A 12,794-nucleotide genomic window follows, 5' to 3' on the forward strand; every position below is an offset into this window, starting at 1 on the left:
AAATACTATCGAACTTTATAAAATTTAAAACCGAACAAAAATATCACAAAATAGCAGATTATCGGCAAGTAATATGCAGTAGCTACATCGTGTTCAGCCACGGCACCCATAACAAACGGAAAAAGAGCACCGCCAACAACACCCATTGAAATAAAGGATGAAGCCTGCTGCGTATGTGCTCCCAGATTCTTTAATCCCAAACTAAAAATTGTAGGGAACATGATACTGAAAAAGAAATTCAGCATCAATAACGCAATAAACGAAGGCCAGCCCCAGCTTTGGCTGATCAGCAAACACATCAGGATGTTGCAGGCTGCAAAAATAGCCAGCAATCTAGGGGGAGCAATGTATCGCATCAGAAATGTTCCTACAAAACGTCCGGTAAGCATCAGCACAAAAAAGAGGATCATCCATTTACTGGCAACGGCATCCGTGAATCCCATTTTTTCATGACCATAATTAATGAAAAATGCCCAGGTACCTGCCTGCGCAGCCACATTGAAAAACTGTGCTATCACAGCCCATTTAAAATGGCTGTGCTCAAAAAGGCCCTTTTCAGGATGTGTATCCACATTGGCGGCATCCGGATTTGCCACTGCCACGTGCGGATCGATCAATGCTGGTACTTTTACAAAGGAAAACAACACAGCAATCGTAGCAATCACAGTGCCGATCGCGATATACAACATCTTAACCGAGGTAAGATCGGTGCTTCCCTGAACATGGTTTCCAAAAAGAAAATGCGAACCCATCCACGGTCCGATGATCGTACCGAGTGCATTGAAAGCCTGTGCAAAATTGATACGCATATCACTGGTCCGCTGGTCACCCAAAGAGGCTACAAACGGATGTGCCACAGTTTCCAACGTAGAAATACCACATCCCAGGATAAACAATGCAATTCCAAAAAACGGGAATGAAGCAGCCGCGGCGGCCGGAACAAACAAGAACGAGCCACCAGCAAAAAGAGAAAGGCCGAAAAGTACGCCGTTTTTATACCCAAAGCGCTTCATAAAGAGTCCGGCAGGAATACCCATCACACCATATGCACCAAAAATTGCAAATTGGACAAAAGCCGACTGCGTTTTGGTAAGGCTCAATACAGTCTGGAAGTGTTTGTTTAAAACATCGCCCATCGTAATGGCAATACCCCAGAACATGAAAAGGGAGGTGACAAAGATGAGGGTAATCAGGTATCTGTCTTCTGTAAATCGGGCCTTGGTAATTTCCTTACCAGACGAGGAAGTTGTTTGCATTGGGATATATTGTAAGATTAGTTGTTTAGATGTTTTTATTTTTGGAGGCGTAAATTAGAGAAAATTAAAAACTGTTTCCAATCAAAACTTGTAACATCATGCCCGCCCGTTCTGATATGATAGCCTATTTGCCCCATAACAGACTTGTTTAACGCAGGTATTTCTTTAACCGGCAGCCCGTTCGTTTTAAAGAAACGATAGATCACATCAGCCTCCTTTGCAGTAGCAAATTCACCTTCGGGATCAGATCCCTTATCATTCTCGGCACTCGCAATGTACACTGGCCTCGGCGCAATAAGATCGACGATAAAATGCTGATCAAAAGGCAGTACCGTATCCTGATCCATATATTTTCTAAAACTTTTCGCATACCAATGCGGAAAAACGGTGTTCAGTCTGCGGATATTTTCACCCACGCCACGGTGAAAAAGCTTGGCTCCTCCGGCACCGGATTCATTGCTCAACACGAGTGCAAAACGTGTGTCAGAAGCTCCTGCCCAGAGTGCCGCTTTGCCCAAACGGGAAAAACCAAAAACAGCAACTTTTTTTGCATTAATATCCTTGTCTGTCTCCAGATAATCCATTCCTCGGCTCAAAGCCCAGGCCCAGGCGGCAATTGTTCCGAAGTTATCCTCACGATTCTGAAGCTCCGGATATAAAGTATGTACCCCGGTTTTGAACATTTCTTCCTTTCGGTCCGACGCTATTTCTTCACGATACATTGTCGCCAAAGCAAAACCAGCATCCAGAATACTATCCACCTGCCATTGTTTTGCATTCACTCCGCGACAAGCATCTGTGGCCTTGCCATCAACCGCACACGGGAACATTTTGCTGTTCTCTACCCAAGCTTCGGTAAGCTTGATCCCCGGATCGGCATTAATGGCCTGGTTGCCGATGAAGTTAATACCAATAATGGCAGGGACCGGATGTTTTGCTTTATTAGGGATATAAATCAGCAGGTCAAATTTCGCTTCTTTTCCATTTTCCCGGATATGAATGGTGACCTGTTTGCGCGTTGCCTTTCCGTTTAATGCATTTTTATCATGGTCGAAAACCTCGAAACGCATGTCTTTCGGTCGTCCTGGCGAAGTGCCATACATTTCAGAACGAAAAGTTTGCAGTAATTCCTCTCTTCGGGCAGTCCATTCTCTGGCATTGTTAACCTTCTTCCCATTATTGAAAATCAAGGGATCCGGCAATGCAGTTTCTTTATTTTGGCCAAAAGAGGAGAACGTCACGAGGGAAAAAAAGAGAAGAAACCCGAGTCTATTTTTCATTTAAAATTCCCGATTAGATAATTTGGTTTGAAAAAGCCAGTTCAGGCTATCAGGCCAAAAGTATACAATGGGGCTGGTTTACTGATATTACCCTATTTCGCATGGTTATTTTTTGTTTTGATAACATACGACACAAAAACGGCTGCCGGTTCAAAAGTGTCAAAACACTTATTCGAACCGGCAGCCAGTATATTTTTGATATTGATCAGTCATTAGCCACTTATGCCCATCACCCTCAGATGTTCATCGACACCGTTCAGGTCATGGAACATGACATCCCTGGCTTTGCTGCCTGTAAAAGGTCCCACGATACCAATCAGTTCAAGCTGATCCATAATACGACCGGCCCGGTTATAACCCAGTTTCATTTTCCGCTGAATCAGCGATGTACTTCCCTGTTGGTGCGTCACGATCAAACGGGCAGCCTCAGGCAATAATCCGTCAAAGTCATCGGTATTGACCTCACTTCTGGATTCTGAACCTTCATCACCTTCGTATTCCGGCAGTGCATAAGCCTCATCATATCCACGCTGACCGCCGATAAATTCGCAGACATCCTCAATTTCTCTTGTGTCAATAAAAGGACATTGCAAACGGATCACTTCCGAGTTAATCGCCAGTAGCATATCTCCCTGTCCAACCAGCTGCTCTGCCCCGCCCATATCAAGAATCGTCCTCGAATCTATACTGGACGTTACACGGAAAGATAAACGGGCCGGGAAGTTGGCCTTGATCAAACCGGTAATAACCTTTACCGAAGGACGCTGCGTGGCAACAACCAGGTGAATACCCACCGCACGTGCTAGCTGTGCCAGACGGGCAATCGGCGTTTCTACCTCCTTACCGGCCGTCATCATCAAATCGGCAAGCTCGTCAATAACCAGTACGATGTATGGCAGGAAGCGATGACCTTTATCCGGGTTCAGTCTGCGCTGGGCAAACTTGGCATTGTATTCTTTAAGATTTCTTACCGAAGCTTCTTTCAAAAGATCATAACGCGAATCCATTTCAATACACAAGGAATTCAGCGTAAAAATTACCTTTTTGGTATCCGTAATGATGGCTTCGTCCGCGTTTGGCAGTTTTGCTAAAAAGTGTCTTTCCAGTTTATTGAAAAGCGTTAATTCCACTTTTTTAGGATCTACCAGCACAAACTTCAACTCTGCCGGATGTTTCTTATAAATCAGCGAAGCCAGAATTACGTTCAACCCAACAGACTTACCCTGACCTGTCGCACCGGCCATAAGCAAGTGAGGCATTTTTGCCAGATCGGCAATATGAATTTCATTCGAAATTGTTTTTCCAAGAACAATCGGCAGGTCATACGTTGACTTCTGAAATCTTTCGTTCATCAAAACGGACCGGATAAAGACCGTTTCACGGTTCTTATTCGGCACCTCGATACCGATTGTACCACGCCCCGGCATTGGTGCAATGATACGGATTCCCAAAGCTGCCAAACTCAACGCAATATCACCTTCAAGATTTTTTATCTTCGAAATCCGTACGCCGGCTTCCGGAATAATTTCATAAAGCGTTACCGTTGGCCCGATCGTCGCTTTAATTTTTGATATATTAATTCCGTAACTTCCAAGCGTCTCTACAATCTTCGTTTTATTGCTTTCAAGCTCCTCCTGCGTTACTTTCTCATGCTGATTTTCAATCACCTCACTCATCAGATCGATGGTCGGGAACCGATAAGTAGGCAAATCCAGCATAGGATCATATTGCCCAAACTCCCTGAGGATCGAAGCATTAAGATCCTCGTCTTCGGGAATATCAACAACCTCCACAGGCGTCAGATTATCGGCCACTTCGAGTTCCAGTTCCAGATCAGCAGCTGCATGCACCACCGGCACAGGAACAAATGGCGTGATCGCTGGCGTAGAAGCTAGTTTGCTAACCTCTTCGGTATTCAGCACTTCGAGCACATGATTGTTTTTTACAACCGGCTCTTCCTTGATTTCTTCAACCGCCGGAATCAGGTCATCGTCATAGGTATCATTAACAACCGAAACATATTCAACCTCTTTAACAGGCTGTACTTCCTGCTCAGGTTCAGGTTCTTTTTCACCCGTAATGACCGGTTCTAGAGCCTCCTCAACAGCAATTTCTTCATCCTCTTCTTTCTCAGCTCTGGTTTGCCATTTTTCCAACATCGCTTTTGCATCATAAAAATAGATCGCAAAAACAAAGAGTGCGAACAATATCGGTAAGATACTGCCCCATTTCAGCCAGTCGAAGAGCCACACATTGACCATATAACCAATGCCTCCGGAAACAAAACTCAGGGTATTTTCGGTATTGCTCATGAGCACCACATAACCCATCAGCGCACTCAGCCACAGTGTAAAAAAGATAACCTCTTTGGTTGCACGGGTCAGTGGCAACAATTCTTTTCCAAAAGCGATTTTCCAACCAGCCAGAATTGGGACAAAAGGAAGCAGCAAAGCCCCAACGCCAAACCAGCGATAGACAAAAATATGGGAAAATGTGGCCCCTAAAACACCTAAAAAGTTACGTGTCTGCCGCCCTGCATCCCGAATGGACTCCTGCCCGAAAGAGTCAACGATGCTCTGGTCGGCCAGGCCGGTAATGATGTATGATAAAAAAGATACTTCCAATATAATTCCTGTCATGAGGAAGAAAATCCCCCACGCCAACGTGCTTTTCGGGCTAGAAAAAATACTGTCCCAATCCAGAGATAACTGAAAACCTGGTCGTACGCCCTCCTCTGCTTTTGTTCTTTGTGTATTTCCTCGCGGCTTATTTACAGACATTTATCTCAGTTCTATTTTTTTATGAATGTATGAAGTGCTTTCTATTTTATCAATCAGGGAGGTCAATATTTATTTAGCGACCATGGCCTTGCAAATCCTCTTAACCAAACCCGGCCCCTCATAAATGAAGCTTGAATAAATCTGCAAAAGCCCTGCACCTGCATTCCGTTTTTCCAGCGCATCGGCCGCAGAAGCGATCCCGCCTACCCCAATAACCGGGAAGGCATTTCCGGACCTGTCGCATAAGTAACGAATAACCTCCGTAGCCCGGTATTTCAACGGCTGTCCGCTTAACCCACCCGCTCCGATTTTTTCGAGTGCCTCTTTAGAAGTTTTCAAATCTTTGCGACTAATCGTTGTGTTTGTGGCGATAACCCCGGCAATCCCCGTTTCCTTTACAATATCAATGATATCGTCCAGCTGACTGAAAGTCAGATCAGGTGCAATTTTCAAAAATATTGGTTTAGAATTGGGCCTTTGTTTATTGCGGATTTGAAGATCGTTAAGCAGCGCCATCAACGGCTCTTTTTCCTGTAAATCACGTAATCCCGGCGTATTGGGCGAGCTCACGTTTACTACAAAATAATCTACAACATCAAACAGCGTGTTAAAACAGCTGATATAGTCGCTCAGTGCCTGTTCATTGGGCGTGTCCTTGTTTTTACCAATATTCCCGCCAACCAGAATGGACGATTTACGGTAACGCAGTTTCGCCGCAGCAACTTCGGCCCCTTTGTTATTAAAACCCATCCGGTTGATAAGTCCCTTATCTTCTTTTACACGGAACAAACGTGGTTTGTCATTTCCCGGCTGAGGGCGGGGCGTAACCGTTCCGATTTCAATAAAACCAAACCCAAGGGCTTCCAGCTGATCTACCATTTCGGCATTTTTATCAAAACCGGCAGCCAGTCCGATAGGATTCCGGAAACGCAATCCAGCCACTTCCTGAACAAGGTCGGGGTGTTCGAAAGTATACATACTTCTCAGCAAAGCAGGAACACCCGGAATTTTAAAAGCGATTTGCAGCATTTCACAAACAAAGTGGTGAATGCGCTCGGCATCGAACCGGAAAAAGATCGGTAAAAGGATATATTTATACATTCTGCAAAAATAGAATGTTTGGGGGGAAGGGAAGGAAGGTGTGCAGGTTTTTATTTTTCCGAACTTCAAATGGAGAGAAAATTCAGTACAATAGACCTAAACTTAAATACTTTATTTAGCGTGTCATCAAGTTATCTAAATTGAAGTTCCCAAAGTGATACATCTCAATTTTTCAGCAAATTAATCTTTTAAGAACCCAGCCCCTCCCCCTCTTCTTCGAGCTTCAAAAAATCATCTATCATAATAACGTCCCTCAAATCCTGTGGCCTTCGAGCCAACACTTTCAATTCCCGAAGATCATTCAAATGTAAAAAATGAATAACACTGCCTTCTGGATTTTCAAATATTTTGGAACGTTTAAAAAGGATATCGAAATCAAATTTATGATGTACGTAAGTCAAGATATCAAGCTCACGGTTTAAGCCAAAGACCTGGGTTTGTGTAAAATCCAGCTTGCGTAGTTGTACCAAATCCTCTTCATCATACCCCATACACAACAATATCTGAATTAAGATATGTCCGTTTTCCTTAGATGGCTTCATCCAAATATCTACATCTTCTGTGGCTCTGTTCAAACCATTTAAATACATAGCAAACCCACCTATCACCATATACTCGAGCTTATGATTAAAAGCACATCTCGTAAATTCCAAAAATTCGTTATTTTCTAAATCCATGTCACTTTCTTTATCTCAATCGTCTTTCTGGCATTGGGGTCTTTCTTAACTCCCATAAGCTCGTTGAACTTTCGTCGTTGCTCAAAGAATTTAATATAGCGTTCCTTCGGCGTATCGTTCATGCCTTCACGAAGCGCTTCGATATAGGGATCATTTTTATCTTTATAAATGATAATCCGCTTTTTCTTTTCCATAACCACCAAATTTTCACTGGATAATTACGTAAATATAACAAAAAAGGCATCCCAACCAGTGAGATGCCTTTTACGAATCCGTTTGATTAACCCCTACTTTTTTTCAGGCCAGGCGTATTCAAACTTATTATTGATCGGCGCACCGAAATAGTTTACACCGAGGTAATCAAGGCGCTTTTTATGTATTTCCATGCGTTTGCTGAAATCAGCAAAATCTTTTTTATCGGTTGGTGTCCAGGCTACTTCCGCCAAAGCGATTGCGCGTGGCCATACCATATATTCTACATAAGATGGTGTTTTCATATATTCTGTCCACACGTTTCCTTGAACTCCCAAAATGTGTTTTGCTTCCTCAGCAGAAAGTTCTTTCGGTGTTGGGTCGTATGAATAAGACTCTGCCAAATCGGTGAAGCCGCCAATCGCGATAGGCTGCGTTTTTGCGTCCGCCTGATAGTGATCAAGATAAACGAAATTGTTCGGCGTCATAATTACATCATGACGTTCTTTTGCAGCCGCTATTCCGCCTTCTGTTCCCCGCCAGCTCATCACCGTAGCATTCGGAGAAAGTCCGCCTTCCAGGATTTCATCCCAGCCGATCATCCGACGGCCTTTTGATGTGATAAATTTATCAACGCGTTTGATCACATAACTTTGCAGACCATGCTCATCCTTAAGATTTTCCTTTTTGATCAGATCCTGTGCAAAACGGCTTTCCTTCCACTGTGTTTTTGGACATTCGTCACCGCCAATGTGGATGTATTTGCTTGGAAAAAGATCTATCACTTCGGTTAGCACGTCTTCCAAAAACTTGAACGTTTCTTCACGAGGCATGTAAACATCGTCATAAACACCCCATTTCGTACCTACTTCATATATTTTATCAGGATTGTTACCCAGCTGAGGGTATGCAGCCAAAGCAGCCAAAGCATGTCCTGGCAGTTCAATTTCCGGAATTACATTTACAAAACGATCTTCCGCATATTGAAGTACCTCCTTAATTTCAGCCTGTGTATAAAAGCCGCCATATGGTTTTCCATCATACTTGTGGTCGCCATAATGTCCCTTCATCGTTTCCTTACGCTTCGAACCAATGGTTGTCAGTTCAGGATATTTTTTAATCTCAATTCTCCATCCCTGATCTTCTGTTAAATGCCAGTGAAACTGGTTTTGCTTATGCAGTGCAATCAGGTCAATGTATTTTCTCACAAAATCCAGAGGCATAAAATGACGGCCTACATCCAGCATCAATCCACGATAGGCGTACCGTGGAACATCCTTGATCGTTACATAGGGCACTTTCCATTTTACATTGTTAACCACTGCCGGACTGAAAATCTCGACCGGCAACAACTGTAACAATGACTGCACACCATAAAAAGCTCCTTTGGCTGTCTGAGCCTGGATTGTCACACCTTTTGGCGTAACCAGCAAACGGTATCCTTCTTCTCCCAGACTTGTGTCAGAAGAAAGCGCAAATGTAATATCTCCTTTGCCTTTAACTGTTTTTACAGCATATCCGCTGGCCTTGTTGATTTGTCCAGCCAACATTTCAGCAACTTTTGTCCACTTCGCATCTGCCGGTGCGCCAATTTTTGTTTTAGCGCCCAGTGTCCACTCACCTTTCGCCACAAGCATCTGTGTAGGTTTAGGAATAATGTTCGGCTGAGCCCAGCTGGCGAAGAACCAAATGGAACACATAACCGTTAAAAGAAAACTTTTCATTCAAGTAAGATTTAAGAATGCATTTATTAAATAATTTTAAAAAGTATGCAATTTAACGTAACAACATTTTAAAACACTACACATCTCAACTTTTTTATAATTTTATACAATTAAATTTAAAATTGACCCGTTGATTATATTTGTCGGGCTCAATGCTTTATACTTTATAAATCAATTGAGTAGCGGCATTTTGAAAGGCCAAGTGAAGTGCCGCTCCTATCCCTAACAACTTTAAAAATTAATAATGATTAAAAATTTATTTAATCCTCAACGGCTTCATGTGTTTGCCATATCAGGGTTACTGGTTGCTGGCAACAGCTTCAATTCTTTCGCTTCCGAAAAACAGGTAAAACAAATCCGTATTGATGGTGGAAAAATGATCGGCAAGATCGTCGAGGCACCGAAAAATACACCCGTCAGTTTTGCAACCGTTGCCGTGTTAATGGCCAAAGACTCATCGGTGAGCACAGGTGTCATCACCGACGAAAACGGCATATTTACCATTCCGGATGTTAAACCCGGAAGTTATATATTACGTGTGACCAACATGGGTTATGAAACGCTTTTTGTTCCCAATGTCCGCGTAGCCCCCGAATCCAACATCGTTGATTTAGGCACTTTAACCGTAATCGTTTCCGCTCAGAAATTGAATGAGGTGATTGTGAAGGGAGAAAAAAGTATGATCGTTGAAGATATTGATAAAAAAATGATCAACATCGGAAAGGACATGCTGGCTACAAGTAATAACGTAAGTGACCTTTTAGAAAAAGTACCGGCTGTTTCGCTCGATGAAAACGGGAATCCGCAGGTTCGCGGCAAAGGAAATGTGGTGGTTCTTATTGACGGAAAACCTTCTTCATTATATGGCAGCGATTTGCCAACGGTTTTACAATCCTTTCCGGCCGATTTAATTGAACGTATCGATGTCTCCACAACACCTTCGGCAAAATACGAAGGAGAAGGGGCATCCGGCGTGATTGATATCATCACAAAAAAGAATAAAATCCGGGGAATTAACGGCAGCGGACGTGCCAGCCTTGGTTTGAAAGAAAACCACAGCGGTTCAGGCAATGTTAGTTTCCGTGCCGGTAAGCTGGGTTTGAACGCCTCGCTGAACGGACAAATGCGTAACACGTTCTGGAAACGCAGACTGAACCGTGATAACTTTTTAGGCGATGAACAATCGCGGTTGGAACAGCGTGGAACCGGTCATAATACGAACAAAAATATGTTCAGCCGTATTGGTGCCAATTACGAAATTGACGATAAAAACTCTGTTGAAGTCGGTGTTAATTATTCACGCGACCAAAACATGAACCGGAGTAATCTATCCAATACCTCGGCATTGCTGACAGGCCCGATGCTTGATCATTTCGAAAGAATAAATCAAAGTAAAGGAAACGGACACAATGTTAGTACGAGCCTTGATTACCGTCATAAATTCAATAAAACAGATCAGCTGATAACTTTTACTGCGAACTATTCACAGGGAGCATCGGAAGGAAAATCAAATTATGATCAGGAAAATGATGTGGACAGCCTAAGCCGTTATCAGCAGAATTTCAGGAATAATAACAGTAAGTCACTATTCCTGAACTCGGATTACACCTGGCCTATCACGCCCAAAGCAACGTTGGAAGTGGGATTCCGTACACGGATCAATTCCAATGATAACGCCAACAATTTCTACCTGTTGAATTCTGAAACAGGAAATTTCGAGTTTGATAAAAACATCAGTAACATTTTCAATTATAAGAATTCGATATACACCGGCTATATGACTTTCTCGAAGAAAACAGATCTTTGGGGAGTAAGGGCCGGATTAAGGCTTACGGACTCGGATCAGCAAATTGATCAGGTAAGCGCCAATAGGGAATTTGGCGTACACTTCCTGACTTTGGTGCCATCCCTTTCCCTATCCCGAAAACTGGATGATAACGCACTGCTTAAATTGAATTACAGCCGTCGCGTACAACGTCCGGAAGCTGATTGGCTTAATCCTTATACCGATGTTTCCGATCCAAGAAATATTCAGACAGGAAATCCTGACCTTCGTCCTGAGTTTACCCACAAAGCAGAAATGGCTTATTCTAACTACGAAGAGTCAGGTGGATGGGGACCGTCTTTGTTTATGGATTATTCCAACAACGCCATAACCCGCATCAGAACGGTTGACGCGGAAGGTATTTCGCTGACAAGGTATGATAACGTCGGACGGGAAATGGCTTATGGTTTTGAAACGGATTTCTCTCAGAAGATTGGTGATATCTTAAAAATAAACGGCAGTGGTCGTGTTTTCAGAAGTGAAGTTGTATCTGCTTTGGCCCACATTGACAACCGTACATGGAGTTATTCCGGCAACTTAAATGCTTTCATAACCTTGCCGATGGACTTCCGTGCTTCTGCGTATGTCAACTATGAAGGTCCGAGAGCTATTGCGCAGGGAACCCGCCAGGGCGTTTTTGTCGCCAATATGGGGATTAGAAAAGACTTGCTGGAAAAAAAAGCAACACTTTCGTTTAATATTCAGGACATATTTTTGTCACGTGCCTACAAGAGCCAGCTTGCAACAGACACCTATATCCAGAACTCATTGTGGCAGCAAACCAACCGCCTGGTTAATCTGACATTCCAATACCGGTTTGGAAAAATCTCCATGAGCGGCGACGAATCCTGATCATCAGTCCATTACAAGTCATTTATAATAAAGTTAACAAAGGGAATAGGGAGCGACACTCCTTATTCCCTTTGTTAATTTAAACCTATTTTCTTTTTTAAAATCTAAACATCAGGAATCTGGTTTCGGCATTCTTCTTTTGTACATTGTAAACAAAACATCCTGATAAACCGATGCAACAATTTGTAACCTCAGCCAGTATCTGTTAAGACTGGAACAGTTTTTGCAACACCGTATAATAAATATGGTATTTTTACTTTTTAACATAGCAGCTAAACCAAACCGGTATAAAATATAAAAACCCGGGTTACTTATTTTATAGTTAGCCGTAACCTATTTGTAACATTAAACACAATTCAAACACATGAAAAAATTCATTGGAATTTCATTGGCAATGCTTCTGGCCGCTTCGTCATTATTCGCTCAAACACGGATTCCGGCAGATACCATCTTTAATAACTATTACAAAGCCACTGGTGGAAAAGCATTGTGGGAAACAATCAAGACTTACAGCCTGAAACGCAGTTATACTTCGGCATCAACGACTCCTTATACCGCTAATATGTCGGCCTCAATTGCAGATAATTCACTTTACAAGTCCAAGGTGATTATGAATCGCAGTTTTGTCTACACGGTTAAAGGCAACGAAGGATGGGTAAAAGTCCCTCTTGGCAATAAGGTTGACGTTAAGGATCTTAGTCAGGCGGAGAGAGAAGGCATCAGCCTGGAACTGTACGAAAATCTGGTGCCTTTTATCAACTACCAAAACCGCGGCTTGATTGCTACAACGGTTGGTACGGAAACTGTGGGCGGTGTTGCAACCAACCATGTAGAACTTCAGGGTAAAAGTGTGAAGTATAACCTGTATTTTGATGCAGGCACCGGCTTACTGGTTAGACAAAGAGAAACCGCAGGCGGTGTTGAAACCGTGACTGACTTTTCAAATTACACGAAATCACCTTTCGGAATTTCTTATCCTGCCAAATTGGTAGAAGTAAACAGCACGGACAGAAAACCGGTAACCATCACTTCATCCATTACCATCAACGAAGCTGTAAGTCAGGACTTATTCAAACGTTAGTTATTGGTCATTGTAACATATGAGCA

9 protein-coding genes are annotated in these 12,794 nt (G+C 42.9%); 2 read left to right on the top strand and 7 right to left on the bottom strand.

The features are described from left to right. Window positions 1-5: 5 nt before the first annotated feature. The 7 genes from fucP to M1L62_RS05360 all read right to left on the bottom strand — a co-directional run bounded on the left by fucP (window position 6) and on the right by M1L62_RS05360 (window position 9,010). Window positions 6-1,256, bottom strand: coding sequence for an L-fucose:H+ symporter permease (gene fucP / locus M1L62_RS05330; RefSeq protein ID WP_254411967.1), 1,251 nt, complete (start codon window positions 1,254-1,256; stop codon window positions 6-8). Between the two features lie 35 nt (window positions 1,257-1,291). After that, window positions 1,292-2,536: a glucuronyl esterase domain-containing protein gene (locus tag M1L62_RS05335; protein WP_254411968.1), complete on the bottom strand. Its 1,245-nt coding sequence runs from the start codon at window positions 2,534-2,536 to the stop codon at window positions 1,292-1,294. 212 nt (window positions 2,537-2,748) lie between these two features. Beyond that, on the bottom strand, window positions 2,749-5,316 hold the full coding sequence (locus M1L62_RS05340; protein ID WP_254411969.1) for an FtsK/SpoIIIE family DNA translocase: 2,568 nt from the start codon (window positions 5,314-5,316) through the stop codon (window positions 2,749-2,751). 69 nt (window positions 5,317-5,385) lie between these two features. Next, window positions 5,386-6,417, bottom strand: coding sequence for a quinone-dependent dihydroorotate dehydrogenase (locus M1L62_RS05345; RefSeq protein ID WP_254411970.1), 1,032 nt, complete (start codon window positions 6,415-6,417; stop codon window positions 5,386-5,388). A gap of 188 nt (window positions 6,418-6,605) precedes the next feature. Next, window positions 6,606-7,094 carry a hypothetical protein gene (locus tag M1L62_RS05350; RefSeq protein WP_254411971.1) on the bottom strand — a complete coding sequence of 163 codons (489 nt, stop codon included), beginning with the start codon at window positions 7,092-7,094 and terminating at the stop codon, window positions 6,606-6,608. Then, window positions 7,085-7,288: a hypothetical protein gene (locus tag M1L62_RS05355; protein ID WP_254411972.1), complete on the bottom strand. Its 204-nt coding sequence runs from the start codon at window positions 7,286-7,288 to the stop codon at window positions 7,085-7,087. The genes M1L62_RS05350 and M1L62_RS05355 overlap by 10 nt, the downstream gene beginning before the upstream one ends. Window positions 7,289-7,381: 93 nt before the next feature. Continuing rightward, window positions 7,382-9,010 carry a beta-N-acetylhexosaminidase gene (locus tag M1L62_RS05360; RefSeq protein WP_254411973.1) on the bottom strand — a complete coding sequence of 543 codons (1,629 nt, stop codon included), beginning with the start codon at window positions 9,008-9,010 and terminating at the stop codon, window positions 7,382-7,384. 244 nt (window positions 9,011-9,254) lie between these two features. Here M1L62_RS05360 and M1L62_RS05365 point away from each other — a divergent pair, with 244 nt between their 5' ends. Both M1L62_RS05365 and M1L62_RS05370 read left to right on the top strand, forming a co-directional pair. Continuing rightward, window positions 9,255-11,687 carry a TonB-dependent receptor gene (locus M1L62_RS05365; RefSeq protein ID WP_254411974.1) on the top strand — a complete coding sequence of 811 codons (2,433 nt, stop codon included), beginning with the start codon at window positions 9,255-9,257 and terminating at the stop codon, window positions 11,685-11,687. Between the two features lie 364 nt (window positions 11,688-12,051). Then, entirely contained in the window at window positions 12,052-12,768 is a 717-nt protein-coding gene (locus tag M1L62_RS05370) for a hypothetical protein (protein ID WP_254411975.1), read from the top strand. The last annotated feature ends 26 nt before the right edge of the window (window positions 12,769-12,794 follow it).

The sequence above is a fragment of the Dyadobacter diqingensis genome (genome assembly GCF_024220585.1).
In the GTDB taxonomy this organism is placed as follows: domain Bacteria; phylum Bacteroidota; class Bacteroidia; order Cytophagales; family Spirosomataceae; genus Dyadobacter; species Dyadobacter diqingensis.